The organism is uncultured Methanobrevibacter sp. (assembly GCF_902764455.1).
Classification (GTDB): domain Archaea; phylum Methanobacteriota; class Methanobacteria; order Methanobacteriales; family Methanobacteriaceae; genus Methanocatella.
Genome location: NZ_CACWVY010000003.1, coordinates 14,210 through 32,968 on the forward strand (window position 1 = coordinate 14,210; position 18,759 = coordinate 32,968).

Sequence of the window (18,759 nt, forward strand, 5' to 3'; positions counted from 1 at the left end):
ATAATATGGAAAACTTACAAATTACAGATATGGAAAACCATCCCATTAAATGGGTTTGCAATTACAAAGGACAAAATGCAATTGGAATATGTGGAAAAACACAAAAAATAGCTATGTTTGCATCTGATGAAAGAGTATCAAAAATTCTTGATGATATTGTAATTGGAACAGATGAAGCTCAAGAAGGATACGGATGTGAAGAAAAAAACAGATGCTGTAACTTTGAATGTGAACTGTGTGAAATTTCTCCAAGACAATACCTGCAGATTACAGGTAAAAAACCATCAAATAAAAATATAAAAGATTTAATCAATGGATTAAAAGACTTAAATGATTCTATGAAAGCTGAAGGCATTGTTCCATTTGAAGAATATGAAATAGTCAAATTCTAAAATTCTTTTAGAATTGAAAAGTCTTCACTGGCCTCTTCAACTTTAGCAACACCCAATGTGATTAAATCTACATAATCAATATTGCTTAAAAAAGTAAATGCTTCTTTTGGATTCAATACGCCTGCAGCCAATACTTTTGAAGCTATAATCTTCTTATTAAGACCCAGCAGTTTTTGTTTAAACTCTTCCCTTTGAGAAGCATTAAATGCACTAATGTCCATCATATAAGAAAGTGAATTGAAAGGAATCATATAAAAATCAAACAAATCCATATCCAGATTTTGAGGAATCAAATCGGCGGTGCGTGATGGAAAAGCAGTAATCAAACCTGAAAGTGAACCCGTGAGATTAATTTCAGATAAAATTTTAGAAGTCAATTTCCAGTCATATCCGTCAACAATAAATTCATCAATTAACATTAACGGACAGTCATAGCCTGAAAAGAGCTCAATGTCTTCGTCCCAATCAACTTCTTTTGCAATTTCATAATTGGGATTCAAGTAATCAATGTCAGATTTACCAATGGTTGCAATGACTTTCATATTGCAGCCCCTTTCCAAAGCAATGTCATATGCTTCAAGCAAATTTGGATCATTGACAAGATTTATAGCTCTGATTCCCTGATTATATGACTCTTCAATAACGTCAGCCATATTCTGAGGATTATCATATAAATCCAATTGATACAGTCTTGATCTGTGTCCAAAGTAAAGTTCCGCAAGAAATGGAGCTGAACCCAAAATTGTTTGCGGAATTGATTTACCTTTAAAATTTAAATCCTCAAAAAACACAGTATCACTATTCTTTTTCAACTACAACAGCAGTTCCATAAACAAGAATCTCTTGCATTACATCAGATATTTCATTTGAGTCAAATCTGATAGCAACAATAGCGTTAGCACCTAACTCCTGTGCATGTTGAATTGCTCTTTCTAATGCTTCATCCCTTGATTCTTCCATCATGGTTACATACTGTTTGATTTCACCACCGAATATAGATTTTATTCCAGCACCAATTTGTCCACCGGCACCTCTACTTCTAACAGTTAAACCATAAATGAATCCTTTTGTTTCCACTATTTTAAATCCCGGAATATCATTTGCAGTTGATATTGGAAATTGTTCTACAGATACCATAATATTTTCTCCTTTAATTATAAAGTAGATAAAACATCCACTTTAATACTTATTATTTAATTTATCATATTAAAATATTGTTCAAGACAAATATTTAATTAAATTATAAATATAATAAAAAATATATTTTTATATAATATTTATTATTAAATATTCATTTTAAAATTATGGTGAAAATATGAAAGTACTCATAGCTGATTCAATTAATGAGAAGGGTATTGAAATTTTACGGGAGTATTCTGAAGTTGTTGTAGATACCAGCATTACTCCTGAAGAATTAGAAAATACCATTCATGAATACGATGGAATCATCGTTAGAAGTCGGACAAAACTTACTGCAGACATTATTAAAAAAGCAGACAACTTAAAAATAATCGCAAGAGCCGGTGTCGGAGTAGATAACATCGATTTAGAAGCTGCAACTGAAAAAGGTATTATGGTCGTTAACTCACCAGAATCCACTTCCGTTACCGTAGCTGAACACACAATGGGATTAATTCTCAGTATGGCTCGTAAGATTTCTATTGCAGACAAATCTGTTAAAGAAGGTAAATGGGAAAAGAAAAAATTTATGGGCGTAGAACTTAGAAATAAAACTCTTGGTGTAATCGGTATGGGAAGAATCGGTTCACAGGTAGTAAACAGATGTAAAGCATTTGAAATGGATGCAATGGCTTATGATCCATATTTACCTGAAGAAGTTGCAAAACAGATGGGTGTAGAATTAACCGATTTGGACACCGTATTGAAAAATGCCGACTTTATTACAATTCACGTGCCACTTACTCCTGAAACCAAACACTCAATATCTGCAGAACAATTTGAATTAATGAAAGATACTGCATTTATTGTAAATTGTGCTCGTGGAGGAATCATTGATGAAGACGCATTATATGATGCTTTAGTTAATAATAAAATTGGCGGAGCTGCTTTAGACGTATACGAAGAAGAGCCACCTGCTGAAGATTCAAAATTATTTGAACTTGACAATATTGTATTAACCCCCCACATTGCAGCTTCAACTAAGGAAGCTCAAAGAGATGCTGCTATTATCGTGGCTGAAGAAATTATTGAACTTGCTAAAGGCAAATCACCTGCAAATGTATTAAACATGCCACGTATTGACAGTGCTACCTACCAAGAGTTAGCTCCATATATGGAATTATGTGACAAATTAGGTAGCTTTATCTCACAAGGTGTTAACGGTAAAATTAAAGAAATTGAAATCATTTACAGTGGTGAAATAGCAGAAATCAGCAATCTTGAATTATTAACAAGAACTGTTATTCAAGGTGCAGTAAATCCATTCCTAAGTTCACCTGTCAATGCAGTAAATGCTCCTCTTGTTGCTAAAGATAGAGGAATAAGCATTACAGAAGGTAGAAAAAGCAATTCCAGAGGATATGACTCATTAATTAAAATTATTGCTAGAAGTGCAAATGACGAGTTTTCAGCTATCGGAACACACTTACACGAATCAAGAATCCTAAAAGTAAATGACTATTGGGTCGATGTTATTCCTGAAGGACACATGTTTATTGCAAAATATGAGGATGTTCCTGGAAGCATTGGTAAAATAGGTACAAAATTAGGAGAACATAATGTAAACATCGGAATTATGCAAGTTGGAAGAGATGAAAAAGGTGGAAGAGCCATCATGGTTCTGACTTTAGATAAAGAAATTCCAAAAGATGTTATAAAAGAAATCCAAGCTTTAGACAATGTTTATGAAGCTAACGGATTAGAACTATAAAAAACAATTTTCACCATATTGTTTTTTATTTTTTATTTTTTTCAACCATTAAAAATTAGTCTTTGAAATCCCTGGAAACTCTTTTAATACTGCCGTCGGGATTAAGTTCTATTTTAATTACATGATTTGGCATTTGAGTATTGGAAATTACATTAATCTGATTTCTCTTTTCGAATTCCTCATAATGATTTGGATGCATTTCTTCATCATTTAGATTTTTAAAGAATTCATCATCTTTTTCATCGAAAAAACCAGGTTTAAATTCATCATCATCAGTTACAACGTCACTTTCATCGAAAAAATCATCAGGATTATCCTCAACCATATAACCATAATCGCCAATGCTATAATCCATAGGCTGACCATACCTGTCATAGGCCTTAAATGTTTCAAGGGAATAAGGAAGACAAACAATCATGTGAAAATATCCATATCTGGAAAAAGTTGTTAAATCAGCATCAGACGGCATTGCACTAGGTCCAGGATGGCAGTGAACAGATCCTAAATATTTAGTAGTCATCGGAATCAGTTCAGTGTGAACAACAGCACCGGTCTCACAGGTTTCGCCAGGTACGAATAATAAACTAGTAATATAAAGAATTTTATCTTTAATTTCACCGTCAAAAAATGCCAGAAATTCATTCGGATAAGCTTTTTTTGAATAATAAATTACAGATTCCAAAACTTCCCTATCAACTCTCACTTCTCTAAACTCTTCATCATCATTGCCTAATAATTTTGATATAAAACTCATTTAATCACCTTAACTGATTAAAAAATTCCTCACTGAATATAGGGATTTCCCAGTCTGCACAAACATAGCTTCTGTATGATGTCTGATTTTTATTTTCTTTTTTGTTAAAACCGACCACTTTTTTATTTTTCCTATATATTCCAATTCCTCTTTTCTTATAGGTTTCAACATGGTTAATGTTAATGCCATTTTCAAACAATAATTCCTGAACATCACTTAAGTTCATGCCTTTTATTTTATCGTTCGCTTCAGAATTTGAATACCTCGATTTGAGGTACGAAATTCCATGTGAATTGACACAATTTCTCCAGCACTCATCCTGTCTCCATTTGAAATAGTTATAGATATCACCATCAGTTACAGGAATAATCCTTGAATCAAAAGCAGGAGGCTTTTTAAACTGGACGCCATAATGCATGACGAAGGAACTGGCTGTGAAACTCGCAACAACAGAATTGAGTTTTTCAACCCTGCCGTCAAAAGGAACCTTATCAAAAAGCAAGCTTATTTCATCAGAAAAGGTGTAAACAAAAATCGGTGAAAATTCTTCAAACAGGTCTTTGCAGACTTCAGAGATTACTTTATAAAAATTTTCATCATATGGTTTAACCAGTTTCAAATCACGAGCCAGAGAATGGAAGCTTCTTCCATCCAAACGCATGATAATCTTAGAGTTTTTCGGAACTCTAAGTGATGAATAAACTTCAAATTCCTTCATTACATTCCCACACTGATAGTTTCATTAAAACTTTTAAGCAACCTGATTGCTGAAAGTGCTGCTAGCATACTTGTTTTAGGATTGGCTGCACACGGATAATTCATAGTTATAGTTTTAAATTCACCAAAATCACCTTTTGCAGTAATCTCATGAACATTCCTGTCAACATTCGGATCGACAATAATTTTAACATCAATATCCCTGTTACATGCCATACTAATAGTTGCTGCAACATTAATGTTTAACGGGAATTCCTTAACTGCTTCTGAAGCTTTTCCTTCAAAAAGGATTTCCTCTTTATCAATTTCCTTTCCAAGAGATTTAGGAGATTTGCGTGTGACGAGATTAACTTCCTCAAGTCCGAATTTGGCTACTGCCTTTATTCCATCCAAACCAACAACCGCACCAGACGGCAAATGTATTTTGGCATTGTTCTTTTTGGCAATTTCCAATACCTCTGTATAAAAATCCATATCCATAAATGCTCCAATACTCATTATAATCATGTCTTTTCCATGTTTTAATATTTTTGGAGCAAGTTCCTTAACAGAGTCCGGTGAAGCACATTCCAAAACCAAATCTACATTATTCAACATATCGTTAAAATCAAGCACAGCTACTCCACCGGCCAAACTTGCCAGATTTTCAGCTCTTTCTATATCTTTATCAAAAAAATATGCAATTTCAATACCATTATCTTCGGGAACCATGCTGGTTGTAATAATGTTAGCGATAGCTCCACATCCTATAATACCTACCTTCATAGTATCACCTAAAGTAAGTTATTAAAAAATATTAAATAAAAAAAGAATTTAAAAGATTATTTCTAATCTTTTAGTCGAATTGAACTTGAGTTTCATTTTGTGGCTGAGTTTCAGGTTGTCTTGGAGTTGGTGCATCAGGGATTTGAGGTTCATGGTTTATTTTTTTCATGTCCCTAGGGTTAATTAACATAATATCCCCAATAGCTTGAACTTTATCAAAATCAACTGACAATACATCATTTTGGAAGGATCTCATATCATTATCCTCCGGAGTTTCACCACGAATACTTCCTAAAAATTGATTAACAAAACCAGTAGGCCTTCTTTCTTGTTCAATTGCTCTAACTTGTAATTTTGAAATAGTTCCTAATCTAATATTAAGAACAACATCTTCTACACGACCAACATAATGTCCTGTGTTGGTATAAATATCTAAACTGCGTAATTTTGAAACTTCTACCATTCTTACACCACAAACAAATAATAAATTTAATAAATATGTATAAATTTATTTAATTGTTAATATAAATAATTTATGTTTTTAAAAAGTTTTTATTGCAAAAATTTATTAAATTATAAAATTAAAATATTATTTAGATTAAAAGGAGACGTTAAATTGTGGGATACAACAAAAGATTATAGAATTTTAGTAGCAAGCAAAGCAAGAGAAAATTACTTGAATCTCATTCCAACAGCTTCATTTCGAGGTAGCTGGAATAAAAAGCAAGCAGTCAACTTGGGAAAACAAATGAATAGTGATTTTCAATCATTGACTTATTCTTATTTGGAAGGAGATGAATTGGTAAACTCTCCCGATGTTGAAGCATTAAAACAAAAAGCTTTAAAAATTATTGAATATTTAGGTGGAGATGACTGGAATAAAAAGTTTTTAAACAATGCTCCAAAGGAAGATAGAGAAAAAACCCAGGAAAACATTGCAAAAGTGAGATTTTTCCTAGATACAATAATCGGCCTAAAAGACAGATTGGCATTAGGTCCAATCAATGACCCTATTATGGGTGTTGACATTAAAGTCGGAGAGGTAATGAGCGTTACACAACATCCGAAAAATGAAAACCTAATGCTTTGTAATGTAAATTTGGGAAAACGTGCAATCACTGTTGTTACCAACGATTTGAATGTTAAAGATGACAATAAAGTTGGAGTCTCCTTACTTCCACCACAATCATTCAGTGACATCGTCAGTGAAGGAATGTTTTTAGGAATGAACGGAAGCATCCTTAAAGATGTTGATGGGGAACTTGGCCAAATGCCTAAAGGAATCCCAATGGAATCCCTTAATGAAACCCGTAATTTAGTTGAAAATTACCTAAAATAAGTTTTTTATAAAACTTATTTTCATGTATTTTACGCGCTAAACAAAAAGGGCAATTCATCCTCGTCCTTAAGAAGTCAAGGCATCCTTGCCAAAATAAAGATTAAATTAGTATTGATACTTAGAGTAAAATGATATTAAGATAGAAATCTATCTTAAATTCAATCCAATTAGCTTAGTTTTTGTCATCTCTTCTACAGCATATTTAATGCCTTCCTTACCAACTCCACTATTTTTAAACCCACCAAACGGCATGTTATCAGTTCTAAAAGTTGACTGTTTGTTTATAAATACTGTTCCAGCTTCAATTTCACCAACACATCTCATTGCATTTTGATAATTGTTTGTAAATACCCCTGCCTGAAGGCCGTATTCTGTATCATTAGCTACATTTATTGCTTCATCAATATTATTTACACGAATAATCGGTGCTACAGGGCCAAATGTCTCATTTATCACCAAATCCATATCTGGTGTAACATTATCAATTACTGTAGCCTGATAAAATGCGCCATCACGAATTCCTCCAGTAAGGATTTTAGCCCCATCACTTACAGCATTACTTACAGTTTCTTCAACTTGAATTGCCGCTTTTTCAGATATTAATGTTCCAAGAGTAGTTGATTTGTCCAACGGATTGCCCATTACCAGTTCTTCAGTTTTACTTACCAATTTATCTGCAAATTCATCAGCAATATCATCTTCAATGATGATTCTTTTAACGCCCATGCAGACCTGGCCAGCATTTAAAAAAGCCCCATTGATTACTCCGCGTACTGCCTTATCAATGTCTGCATCTTTCAACACCACCATAGGATCATTTCCGCCAAGTTCCAATGTAACTTTTTTCATTCCTGCTTTTTGAGATATCATCAGTCCTGTTGTAACGCTTCCAGTAAATGAAATTTTATCAACATTGGATGATGTGACTAGATAGTCTCCAACTTCAGAACCGAATCCTGTAACTGTATTTACAACACCTTCGGGAAATTCCTCATTTAACAGTTCTGCAAATTTCATAACAGTCAAGGGCGCTTCTGTTGGAGGTTTTATGATTACAGTATTTTTACATGCAATTGCAGGTGCAATTTTGTGAATTGTCAAGTTTAAAGGATAGTTAAATGGAGTAATAGCTGCAACAACGCCTAAAGGCAAACGTTGTGTAAATGCAAAAAATCCTTTTCCATTTAAACCGGCATCCAATGGGACACTTTCGCCGTAGATTCTTTTTGCCTCTTCAGCAGCCAGCTTAAGAGTTTCAATTGACCTATCAAGCTCAACTAAAGATTCATTAATCGGTTTTCCAACTTCCATAGACAATAGCCTTGCAAAATTTTCCCGATTATCCTTGAGTTTTTCAACTACATTGAACAGTTTATTTGAAACCTTGAAAGCAGACATTTCCTGCAGACTTTCCTTTGCACTGTTTGCTTCAGTTATTGCCAAATCTGCAGTTTGTCTATGGGCAATAGGAACTGTATCAATTATTTCACCATTATATGGATTTTTTACTTCAGCCAAATCATCACTTGAAATGTGTTTTCCTCCAATCAGCATATCCATTTTTATCACCTTGATTAAGTATTTTATACTAATACTAATAAATATTCACTTATGGAAACTACAAGATTTGAAACATTTTTCGATGCAATAATTGCAATCATAATAACCGTTCTGGTTTTGAAAATTCCGCAGCCTGCAACGCCTACATTAAATGGAATTCTTGAACTAAACTATATTTATGCTGCTTATTTCCTTAGTTTTCTAATATTATATAACATCTGGTATGCAAATCATAACCTCTTTCAGGTCGTTGATACAATAGACAACAGCTGTGTGTGGATTTATGGAACAATGACCTTTGTTATTTCACTGCTACCCTATTTTACAATTTGGCTTGCAAATCATGTTTATTCCGTCCCTGCAGAGACAATGTTCGGATTAATTTTTATCGTAACACATATTTTGAATACATTAGCCAATAGAGCAATTTACAGAAGCAACCCATATAATCAGCAGCTGCATGATTTGAATTTCAATTCCTACTATATGAACATTCCAATCATCATACTGGTTCTCGGGTTCATTTTAACATATACAGTATACGTACCCGGAATTTTCATTTGCTGCCTGATATCTGTTGTTCTATGGATTTTATTAGGCAGATTATTGAGGAGGAAAGCTTATGGAAACTGAAAGATTTGAAGCATTGATTGATGCAATATTGGCAATTATAATTACCGTTATTGTTTTGGAAATACCTCTTGCAAGTCTTGGAAGCTGGGAATCACTTTATGAACTAAGATACGACTTTTTTATTTATGCAATCAGCTTTATTGTGTGCTTTAACTTCTGGAACTATAACAATAACCTATTCAATATTGTGAACAAAATTGATCCAAATGTGATTTGGACGATGGGAATCACACTGTTTGTATTTTCACTGCTTCCATACTTTACAATCTTTGTTGGTGAAAATTTCTATCTGTTTTTCCCTCAGTTCATGTATGGATTATTGTTTTTGGTTACGGCAATTCTTTCAATGCTGATTGGAAAATTCCTAAAAGAAACAGACCCTGGAAATATTGCGCTGCAGCTTGCTTTAAGTAATCATTATCCATTATACTGGACAATAATTATTGTTCTGATTGGGATGGTAATAGGCTATTTCATATTTCCTCCTGCAATTATCATATGCTGTCTGATTTCAATAGTAGGAGTATGGTTCATACCCAAACTAATTAATGTAATTTAGATGTGCATTTCAAGTGTAACAACTTGAAATGGCAAATTTTTTTAAATGAAGTGAAATATTTTCTTTTTTTATATTTTAATCGAGTTATTACAATTATTTTAAATTCCGATAATTCAATCCTGAAAAAACATCACCACATTTTTTTAATTTAAAAACATGAGGAAAATATCGAGTTACTGCTTGGAAAAATAATTACAATAACTATCATAAAAACCATTAAATCAATTAAATAAAAATAAATTAGAGTCAAATGCAAAACAAAAAGTAGATAAATAATTATAATAAATATAATGATTTTTCAGATATTTTAGTCAATCTTCAAAGATATTTTGCCTGTGAAAAAATTAAATGATAGGACAGTATTTCTAGAAAAAAATTCAATTCAAGAAAAAGCTTTTAAACACTTAAAAAAAAAGATTAAAACAAAAATTACAGAAATGAAAAAAAATAAAAAAAGAAGGTAGATTATACGTCTGAGTATAATAAACCCATAGCTCTACTGCTGAAGAAAGTAATGTAAACCCCAATAATGCCTGTGAAAATACCTCCAACAGTAGAATTCCAGTTAGAAAGAACACCTCCAATGAAATATAAAACAAAAGCTATTACAAAAACAATTACAAGGAATAAAATTAATTGTACAATTCCAACTTTTGAAATATCCCCTATTGCCTCACCAATATCTAAAGCATAACCTAAATCATGGGTTTTAGCTAGTCTGCAGTTCCCCATAAATGCTGCTAAACCAAATACAATAAATAATACCAAAGTTAATATTACAGATAACCAGTGCTGGAAGATTACAGCCAAAATAGCAGCAATAATAAGAGGGATAATAAAGTAGACAATGTTTACTACAAATACTTTTATACCATTGATAAATTGATTTACAATGTCAATTCCTGGTGCATCATTGTTTCTTTCAATACCAAATGTGATAATATCCAATTCATAACCTGTAATGATAAAACCAATTACAAAAGCAATGATAATTCCAATAATTCCTGATCCTATAACTGCTAATGCATTATTAGCTAAAGCACCTGCCATTACTGCACCAAGAGTACCAGCAATAGCTATTCCTAAAATTATACCTAAGATTAAATATAACACTAATGCTTTAAGATTATTAAATGGATAAACCAAAGCATCGCTAAATATATCGCTTATTTCCATTTTGTTCACCTTTTATTTAATTTAAAAAAACTCATTAAATGAGATTATTATATAACTTTATTGGCAGACATATTTAAATTTGATTAAAAAAATGAAAAAAATTTAATACTGTTAAAAAAAATCTAAAACAAAAATAACTATTTAACTTACATTGACAAAATATTATATATTGATTATATGGAGAAAAAATCAATGGGAAAAAATAGAGTTGAGTGGATTGATCTTGTACGTGCAATAGCTATTTTAACTGTATTGTACATTCACGCTACCGATGGAATTTATATTATCTCATCTGATGCTATACTGAATTATACAATATACTCCAGAATATTTAATTTTGCTTCACTGTTTATTGGTCGTATAGGAGTTCCATTCTTTTTAATGATTACAGGATATCTGCTGCTTGACAGATCTTATGATAATGATCGTGTCCGTAAGTTTTGGGAAAAGAACTGTAGAGGATTAATCATTGTCACTGTTATCTGGGCAATAATATATGCCCTTAGTCTGCAATATATTAGTTTTGGATATGAGCAGGTTAATTTCAGCGAAGCCGGAAACCTATTTTTTAGCCATATGTGGTATATGCCAATGATTATTGGAATGTATCTTTCAATGCCTTTTGTTGCAAGTGCACTTAAACATTTTGATGATAAAATCATTTGGCAAGCAACAGTCATATTTACACTTTTAGCATTTCTGCTTCCGTTTATTACAACCGTATTAGATATGCACGGCATTAAAAATGTAAATATCCAATATTGTCTCGGATTCAGTGGAGGAATTTACGGAATTTATATAATTCTTGGATATCTGGTTAAAAAAGGACAATTTAAAAATATTAAAAGTTCATTATTAGGATTGCTTGCATTCATATCATTCCTGATATGTGTTTTATTCCAGTATTATGCATTTATAAAAGGCTACGACTTTTTCCTATGGTATGAATTCCCATTCATCCTAACAGGATCATTTGCATTATTTGAATTATGTTCAAGAGTGGGAAAAGTAAGAGCATATCCATTTGTTTCCTTCCTGGCCAAATATTCATTTGCAGTGTTTTTAGTGCACAACATATTCAGATTGCCTTTACTTCCAGTAATTGTTGATTTGCCATTCACAGAACCTGTAAAAGCCATAATTCTTTGGATTTTATTAATAATACTGAGTTACATTGCAGTAGTGATAATTTATAGAATCCCGAAATTTGGAAAATTTATATTGTACATGAGATAATTATCAAATTATCTCCTTATTTCTTTAAAAACTTATTTTTAAACTCATTAACATCTTATAAAAAAAGAACATGTTAAAGGAACTAGCCTTTAACTTTTAAAGTTGTTTTAACAGTATTTTTAGGATAGATAACCTGTACAGTATAGGTTTTGCCTTTTTTAAGTTTTTGAATAACATAATATATTGAACCACCATCATGCAGAAGAGATTAACAGAAACATCATAATATTTTTTTAGAGACATTACTGATTGTTATTGGCATAATTTCTAATTTACTTATTTAAAATATGTTCCCAGTACATTTAACTGATTTTTAAACTCATTAACTTCTTTTGAATTAATTTGTCCACTTAAATCACCAATATATCGATTATACATATAAATAGCCAGCAATACAACCACAATTATTCCTCCAAAAAGCAATATGAATTCGGCAGATGCCTGTCCTTTACTGTCCATCAAAATCCCCCCATAAGCAAACTTCCCCCAAATGTTGAAATAAAATAGAATATTCCAAAAGATGAGGCAACTAATGGTATAGAAAACTTAAATCCTTTTTTAATATCTCCATACATAATGAGACTGACAATAAAACTCACCAAAAGTGAGTGAATTATTAAGTAAACCTCCCCAGCAATTGGAGCCGTCATAATAATTTCGGATTCCATCCCATAGTTTTGCATAAATTCCGAATAAACGCCAACCATACCAACAGCAAATGGGGTTGCAATTATCGCTGAAATTAACAGAAACATTACAGACATCATAACTGCAGATTTTCTCTCACGTTTAAGAGCCATCAAATCCCGTAAATCATCTGAAACATCAGACAATACTGTTGAAATACTGGATCCAGATTTACGCCCATCAAGAATAATTCCGAAAATTCTTTCCAATTCCCTGGATTTCAAGCGTTTAGACATTGCTCTCCAGGCATCATCAAAATTACGACCCATACGAATCTCAATGATTGTCCTCCTCATTTCATCGTAGAGCGGACCTTCACCATACTGTGACATGTCTTCCATTGCGTTTTCAAAACTGAGTCCGACCTGAAGCATACTTGAAAGCTGTCTTAAAAAGTCCGGGGCCGTTCGTTCTATTTCCTGTGCCCTCTTTTCCTGTTGAACCACAACATATGTGAAAAGACCAGGAACTACAAAAAATGGTAAAATCAATACAGATACCTGCAGTGCAAAAATTGTAACTGTTAATGCCAAAACAATTTCAGCTACTAAAATGAAAATTATTATAATAGCTAAAACTTTACTCGCTTCTGTAAAAATGGCTCCACTTAATAAAAATTCCTGGAATTTAGATAAATACTTTTCAGAAACAATATTGTCAATAACTGACGCCAAATCATTTATTATTTTAAATTTCATAAATTAATATAGAATATTATAACATATAAATGAATGGTTTTGGTTTAAATCAATTTTAAAATGTGAAAACAATTTTGATTTTGCAGTAAACAAAATTACACCTGCAATACAATGCATTAAAATATTAAGTTACACAGACAATTAAGAAATATTATCTATGGTTCCTGATTTAAAAATTAGGATTCAACTAAATGATTTTTTTTCTTTAATTTCCCTATAAATCACACCAATACCCCAGTATTGAGTTACAAAAACTAATACCATCCAAAAAACATCCCATATATAATTTATAATATCAATTTCAAAATAGAGAGCTGTGAAATATGAAAAAATAACTATTGCTAAAATGATTAAAGTAAAGTCTTTTACATAATGCTTCCATCCAAGCAAATCTATATCTCTTTTTATACCCTTCAGATTAAAAGCAGATTTGACATCACCTGTATCAGCAAGTCTGGCCAGTGCGATTTCCATGAAAAATGTAGTAATATAAAATACAATTGCACCTAGAACAATAAATATAAATGCATCTGCAGGACTATGTGAAAAAAATAACTTAATTGTTTCTGGAAGTTGCAATAACAAATCCTCCAAATCAAACTCAGGAAAATTTAGCGGATTAGATATGACCCCTAAAATTATTGCCTGAACAAAAAAATAAATAAGATAAACAATAATTGATTTGATTCCCAAAACTACAACATTTTTAATCATTATTTTAGGTAATCTGATACCTCCATTTATCACATCACGAGTAATTGTCAATCCATAACCTAATACCATACAATTAATTAAAAAAATAAATAAATATATTACTATATTTTTCGAAGATGCATATTGCTGAAGAGCATTCCATACACAAAATAATAATAGAATAACAAAAAAGAATGCTTTATCATATGTGCAATAATCCCATACTTTTTTCATTTTAAACAGTGGCATGAATACTCCTCAATATTAATATTTAAGAAAAATTACAAATAAAGTTAACGATATTAAATATGATTTAATTTTGTCAATGCTATTCAGATAGTATTCAACCATCTCAATTGAATTAAACAATAACTATCTTTTAAATATTTCAAAAAATGCCCTAAATGTAATCAGAACAGGATAAATTTCCAGTCTTCCAATCCACATGTTAAATATACCAACGGCTTTTAGCGGCAATTCTATTGCCTGGGACATCTGTCCGATTTCCAGACCGACATTGCCCTGCATTGAAATAGTAAAGAATAATGACTGGAACGGGTCATGACCATATGAACACATCAATATCCATGTAATAAGAATGCAGATTAAATAGAGAGTTATGTAGTTTCCGCTTTCCGCAACCAGTTCATCAGTGATTTTTTTACCTGAAATTTCAAGATTGATAACACTATTTGGAGACAATATTCCACGTAAATTCTTATATATTCCCTTAAAAAAGGTAATAACCCTCATTAACTTAAGAGCACCTACAGTAGATCCATTAGAACCTCCAATAAGCATTAATGTCATTATAATGATAATTACATTTGACGGCCAGCCCGCCATTACAGTAGCACTTTGAATGCTTGCACCCGTTGTTGTTATTGCAGAGACAACATGGAATAAAACCTCCATAGGAACTATATTGGATATGAAATATATCAATAAAGAGACTCCAGCAATGATTGAAATCAATACCTGAAATTGCAAATCCCTAATTAATGATTTTCCCCGTGTTTTAATAACTTTATATTGCACCAGAAAGCTTGTTGCCCCCAGTATCATTAAAATGATTGTAATAAAATAAATCAAATCACTGTGGTAAAATCCAATGTTGGCATTTTTTACGCTCATACCTCCTGTCGAAATAGTACTGAATGTATGGCAAATCGAATCAAAAACAGGCATCCCCGCATATACATATAATATAATTCCGGCAACAGTATAAATCGCATATATTTTTAAGGTTTCCTGGATAGTGGCTTTGATAGATGGTTTAATACGGTCTTCACGGGCTTCAGACTGATATAATCTGGATGATGTAGTTCCCGGTTTTGATAAAAAAGAAATTATCAAAACAATGATTCCCAAACCACCAATCCATTGCTGAAATGCTCTGAAAAACAATATACTATAAGGTAATACTTCAACATCACTATAAATTGTAATTCCACTTCCAGTTAAAGCAGACATGCTTTCAAAAATACAGTCTATGAAGTTTATACCAGTTACAAAATAAAACACCAGCCCACAAATAATGGATGCCCAGAGCCAAACTAAAGCTGACGTAATCATTCCATGTTTTAGACGAGTTTTACTTGTAGAATATTTATCAAAAACTTTTATGCAGATTAAACCCGCAACAATCGATATTAATGCAGGTATAACATATCCCATTACATTGAATTCAAGAAATACAAAATCGACAATAATCGGAACCAGACACATCAGCCCTATTCCAATCATTATCATTCCGGAATTCCTAGCGATGATAAACATATCACTTTTATTTACAAACCTCATATGCTTCCCACTTAAAATATTAAACAAATTACTATATAAATTTTAAACAATGAATTTTAATGATGATGAAAAAACAATTGGCTAAAAAAAAATTTCATCAATTAATTTTTAGAGTAAAACCCCCATATAATATTGAATCTAAAAAACCAAAAAACCAAACCCTCAATTAACTATTGCCAGAAACTATAATTAAAATTTGAAATTACATCAAAAGATTTAAACATATTTTTTAAGTATTTTTTAAAAGCAATCTATGAAAATATTAATTATTATACTAAAAACAAATTATTTTACTTTCGAATAACATTTTTAACCAGCATAATTATTAAAATTATAACAATATCCATTTAAAATTACCAAAAACAGTTGTTGATTGAAATATATTAGGAATGCCTAAAAATTTAAATAGTATTAAAGACAATTATATAAATGTTTAGGTTTACCTAAATTATAGTCATGTATTTTTAACGAACGAATATGGCTAAATTTTCGAGGAATATAATATTTCAAAAAAATATTATTCCAAATTTTTTAATTAAAACGGGAGAATGGTTAATGACAGAATTAATTGTAGGATTAGCAGGAAACCCCAATGTGGGTAAAACTACTGTCTTCAATCGATTGACTGGAATGCGCCAGCATGTAGGTAACTGGCCCGGAAAAACCGTGGAAAAAGCAGAGGGTCACTTTTCCCACGGAAACTATAACTATGACGTTATAGATTTGCCGGGAAATTACGCATTGAGCGCACATTCTATGGAAGAAATCGTATCAAGAGATTTCATCGTAGATGACTCCTCAGATGCAATCGTGAATGTAGTAGATGCTGCTAATTTAGAACGAAATTTATATTTAACAGTACAAATGATGGAATTAGGTGCTAACCTTGTATTAGCCCTTAACATGAACGATTTTGCAAAGAAAAAAGATCATATCATAGACATTGATTTGATGAGTGAACTTTTAGGATTTCCAGTAATTGAAATCAATGCTAAAACTGGAGACGGATTTGACGAACTGTTAAACACCGTTGAAAAACAATCCAAAAATCCAATCAATTCCAGTGAAAAATTATCCTATGGTGATGAACTAAGAGAGCATCTTGGTGAATTACAGGAATTAATTGAAAAAGATAAAAATCTGTTGGATGTGCCTTCAGTCTGGACTGCAATAAAGTTACTTGAAAGGGATTCAATAGTTATCCAAAAAGTTCAAAGCTCTCCTCAAAGTTCCGCTATAATGGCTGAAACAGACCGTGTAGCAGGCCACCTCCAATCAGTATATAATGAAGGTGCAGAGGAAGTTATTGCAAATGCAAGATATGCATTTATCGACGGTTTGATGGCCGAAGCTGTAAAAAAACCGAGTGTTGAAAAAGAAACCGTAACTGACAGAATAGATAAAATTGTAACAAATAGGCTTCTCGCCCCATTTATATTCTTAGGAGTAATGTTTCTCTTATTCCATTTGACATTTACAATAGCAACACCATTTTGTGATTTTATTGATGAATGGTTTGGATGGTTAGGAGAATATCTGGTAGCCTCTGTTGGAAATGAAATGTTAGGTTCATTCCTCCAAAACGGACTTATCGGAGGTGTAGGAGGAGTTCTTGTATTCTTACCGCAAATTATTCTTATGTTTTTATTCTTAAGCATACTGGAAGACAGTGGTTATCTAGCAAGAGCCGCTTTCACTTTAGATAAAGTCATGCACGCAATTGTAGGTCTTCACGGAAAAGCTTTCATTCCAATGATTTTAGGATTCGGTTGTGGAGTGCCTGCAGTTATGGCAACAAGAACCATGGAAAATGAATCTGACCGTCTGCTTGCAATGATGCTTATTCCATTCATGTCATGTACAGCAAGACTGCCAATTTACTCAATTTTTATCGCAGCATTCTTTACAGCAAACAAAAGTCTAATTTTATTATCAATCTATATATTAGGTATAGTTGTGGCACTTATTGTTGCAGGTATCCTTAAAAGAACAATGTTTAAAGGAATGTCCGCACCATTTGTTATGGAACTTCCAACATACAAGATCCCATCTCTAAAAGGTGTTTTATTACACACTTGGGATAAAACTAAAGGTTTCTTAAGAAAAGCAGGTACTATCATTCTTGTTTCTGCAATCATAATCTGGATTTTAAGTTACTTGCCATTTGGTGTGGAATACGGATCACAGGAAAGTATACTTGGTATGATAGGTAGTGCAATAGCCCCTATTTTTGCTCCGCTTGGTTTTTCAACCTGGCAAGCAGGTATTGCAATCCTTACAGGTTTAGTTGCAAAAGAAGTTGTAGTATCAACATTTACCACATTAGGTGGACTTGAAGAAGATGATGAGGAAGGAACTGTCGCATTAGTTCAAGACTTGTTCACACCACTATCTGCATATTCATTCATGGCATTCTGTTTATTATACGTGCCTTGTTTTGCAGCTATTGGAGCAATCAAACAAGAAACCAACAGCTGGAAATGGCCATTGACAATGTCAGCCATTACATTAGTGACTGCTTATATTGTAGCATTCCTAATCTACAATGTTGGTTTACTTGCAGGATTCGGATAAACATTGGTAAGGTGATATAAATGACAAAAACTTTAAAGGATGTAAAACCTGGTGAAACAGTCACATTGGTAAAATACCATAATGACGGAGATGTGGATTTAAGAAGACACCTGCTGGGAATGGGTTTTGTTAAAGGAGCAAAAATTACTGTTAAAAAAGTTGCTACCTTAGGCGATCCCATTGAAATGAACATCAAAGGATATGATGTTTGTCTTCGAAAAGATGAAGCAAAAAATATTGAAGTGGAATAAACTTCAATATTTCAATATTTTTTTTATTATGA

General features: G+C 32.2%; 20 protein-coding genes. 8 read left to right on the forward strand and 12 right to left on the reverse strand.

Annotation, left to right across the window (positions count from 1 at the left end; all coding sequences use genetic code 11):
• The first annotated feature begins 5 nt into the window (after positions 1 to 5).
• Positions 6 to 392: a hypothetical protein gene (locus tag QZU75_RS01220; protein WP_296881126.1), complete on the forward strand. Its 387-nt coding sequence runs from the start codon at positions 6 to 8 to the stop codon at positions 390 to 392.
• Here QZU75_RS01220 and QZU75_RS01225 read toward each other — a convergent pair.
• A complete protein-coding gene (locus tag QZU75_RS01225; protein ID WP_296881127.1) occupies positions 389 to 1,204 on the reverse strand; it encodes a hypothetical protein in 816 nt (271 codons plus the stop codon). The genes QZU75_RS01220 and QZU75_RS01225 overlap by 4 nt on opposite strands.
• Positions 1,191 to 1,529, reverse strand: a complete 339-nt coding sequence (locus tag QZU75_RS01230) for a heavy metal-binding domain-containing protein (protein ID WP_296881128.1) — start codon at positions 1,527 to 1,529, stop codon at positions 1,191 to 1,193. The genes QZU75_RS01225 and QZU75_RS01230 overlap by 14 nt, the downstream gene beginning before the upstream one ends.
• 178 nt (positions 1,530 to 1,707) lie before the next feature.
• On the opposite strand from QZU75_RS01230, the gene serA reads away from it, so the two are divergent.
• The gene (gene serA / locus QZU75_RS01235; RefSeq protein ID WP_296881129.1) at positions 1,708 to 3,282 is read left to right on the forward strand and encodes a phosphoglycerate dehydrogenase; all 1,575 of its coding nucleotides are present in this window, start codon (positions 1,708 to 1,710) and stop codon (positions 3,280 to 3,282) included.
• A 55-nt stretch (positions 3,283 to 3,337) separates the two neighbouring features.
• Here serA and QZU75_RS01240 read toward each other — a convergent pair whose 3' ends face one another.
• The 4 genes from QZU75_RS01240 to QZU75_RS01255 form a co-directional block, all read right to left on the reverse strand.
• The gene (locus tag QZU75_RS01240; RefSeq protein WP_296881130.1) at positions 3,338 to 4,036 is read right to left on the reverse strand and encodes a Mov34/MPN/PAD-1 family protein; all 699 of its coding nucleotides are present in this window, start codon (positions 4,034 to 4,036) and stop codon (positions 3,338 to 3,340) included.
• A 4-nt stretch (positions 4,037 to 4,040) separates the two neighbouring features.
• Positions 4,041 to 4,754, reverse strand: coding sequence for a tRNA(His) guanylyltransferase Thg1 family protein (locus QZU75_RS01245; protein ID WP_296881131.1), 714 nt, complete (start codon positions 4,752 to 4,754; stop codon positions 4,041 to 4,043).
• Positions 4,754 to 5,518 (reverse strand): aspartate dehydrogenase, encoded by a 765-nt coding sequence (locus QZU75_RS01250; protein ID WP_296881132.1) that lies wholly within the window; start codon positions 5,516 to 5,518, stop codon positions 4,754 to 4,756. The genes QZU75_RS01245 and QZU75_RS01250 overlap by 1 nt, the downstream gene beginning before the upstream one ends.
• 70 nt (positions 5,519 to 5,588) lie before the next feature.
• Positions 5,589 to 5,981, reverse strand: coding sequence for a PRC-barrel domain-containing protein (locus QZU75_RS01255; RefSeq protein ID WP_296881133.1), 393 nt, complete (start codon positions 5,979 to 5,981; stop codon positions 5,589 to 5,591).
• A gap of 153 nt (positions 5,982 to 6,134) precedes the next feature.
• Between QZU75_RS01255 and QZU75_RS01260 the strand changes: the two genes are divergently transcribed.
• A complete protein-coding gene (locus QZU75_RS01260; protein WP_296881134.1) occupies positions 6,135 to 6,857 on the forward strand; it encodes a tRNA-binding protein in 723 nt (240 codons plus the stop codon).
• A 147-nt stretch (positions 6,858 to 7,004) separates the two neighbouring features.
• Here the strand turns inward: QZU75_RS01260 and QZU75_RS01265 are convergent, their stop codons facing one another.
• Positions 7,005 to 8,417, reverse strand: a complete 1,413-nt coding sequence (locus QZU75_RS01265) for a lactaldehyde dehydrogenase (RefSeq protein ID WP_296881135.1) — start codon at positions 8,415 to 8,417, stop codon at positions 7,005 to 7,007.
• 51 nt (positions 8,418 to 8,468) lie between these two features.
• Between QZU75_RS01265 and QZU75_RS01270 the strand changes: the two genes are divergently transcribed.
• Together QZU75_RS01270 and QZU75_RS01275 are read left to right on the forward strand one after the other, a co-directional pair.
• Positions 8,469 to 9,050 carry a TMEM175 family protein gene (locus QZU75_RS01270; protein ID WP_296881136.1) on the forward strand — a complete coding sequence of 194 codons (582 nt, stop codon included), beginning with the start codon at positions 8,469 to 8,471 and terminating at the stop codon, positions 9,048 to 9,050.
• A complete protein-coding gene (locus QZU75_RS01275; protein WP_296881137.1) occupies positions 9,040 to 9,609 on the forward strand; it encodes a TMEM175 family protein in 570 nt (189 codons plus the stop codon). Before QZU75_RS01270 ends, QZU75_RS01275 begins: the two co-directional genes overlap by 11 nt.
• 465 nt (positions 9,610 to 10,074) lie before the next feature.
• Here QZU75_RS01275 and QZU75_RS01280 read toward each other — a convergent pair whose 3' ends face one another.
• Positions 10,075 to 10,785, reverse strand: a complete 711-nt coding sequence (locus QZU75_RS01280) for a DUF4013 domain-containing protein (protein ID WP_296881138.1) — start codon at positions 10,783 to 10,785, stop codon at positions 10,075 to 10,077.
• Positions 10,786 to 10,977: 192 nt separating this feature from the next.
• Between QZU75_RS01280 and QZU75_RS01285 the strand changes: the two genes are divergently transcribed.
• Positions 10,978 to 12,021 carry an acyltransferase gene (locus QZU75_RS01285; RefSeq protein WP_296881139.1) on the forward strand — a complete coding sequence of 348 codons (1,044 nt, stop codon included), beginning with the start codon at positions 10,978 to 10,980 and terminating at the stop codon, positions 12,019 to 12,021.
• A 276-nt stretch (positions 12,022 to 12,297) separates the two neighbouring features.
• On the opposite strand, the gene QZU75_RS01290 is transcribed toward QZU75_RS01285, so the two are convergent.
• The 4 genes from QZU75_RS01290 to QZU75_RS01305 form a co-directional block, all read right to left on the reverse strand.
• The gene (locus tag QZU75_RS01290) at positions 12,298 to 12,480 is read right to left on the reverse strand and encodes a class III signal peptide-containing protein (protein WP_296881140.1); all 183 of its coding nucleotides are present in this window, start codon (positions 12,478 to 12,480) and stop codon (positions 12,298 to 12,300) included.
• Positions 12,480 to 13,406, reverse strand: a complete 927-nt coding sequence (locus QZU75_RS01295) for a type II secretion system F family protein (RefSeq protein ID WP_296881141.1) — start codon at positions 13,404 to 13,406, stop codon at positions 12,480 to 12,482. The genes QZU75_RS01290 and QZU75_RS01295 overlap by 1 nt, the downstream gene beginning before the upstream one ends.
• A 183-nt stretch (positions 13,407 to 13,589) precedes the next feature.
• Positions 13,590 to 14,348 (reverse strand): DUF4013 domain-containing protein, encoded by a 759-nt coding sequence (locus QZU75_RS01300; protein ID WP_296881142.1) that lies wholly within the window; start codon positions 14,346 to 14,348, stop codon positions 13,590 to 13,592.
• A gap of 123 nt (positions 14,349 to 14,471) precedes the next feature.
• On the reverse strand, positions 14,472 to 15,902 hold the full coding sequence (locus QZU75_RS01305) for a TrkH family potassium uptake protein (protein ID WP_296881143.1): 1,431 nt from the start codon (positions 15,900 to 15,902) through the stop codon (positions 14,472 to 14,474).
• Between the two features lie 555 nt (positions 15,903 to 16,457).
• On the opposite strand from QZU75_RS01305, the gene feoB reads away from it, so the two are divergent.
• Both feoB and QZU75_RS01315 read left to right on the forward strand, forming a co-directional pair.
• The gene (gene feoB, locus QZU75_RS01310; RefSeq protein WP_296881144.1) at positions 16,458 to 18,476 is read left to right on the forward strand and encodes a ferrous iron transport protein B; all 2,019 of its coding nucleotides are present in this window, start codon (positions 16,458 to 16,460) and stop codon (positions 18,474 to 18,476) included.
• 20 nt (positions 18,477 to 18,496) lie between these two features.
• Positions 18,497 to 18,727: a FeoA family protein gene (locus QZU75_RS01315; protein WP_296881145.1), complete on the forward strand. Its 231-nt coding sequence runs from the start codon at positions 18,497 to 18,499 to the stop codon at positions 18,725 to 18,727.
• The last annotated feature ends 32 nt before the right edge of the window (positions 18,728 to 18,759 follow it).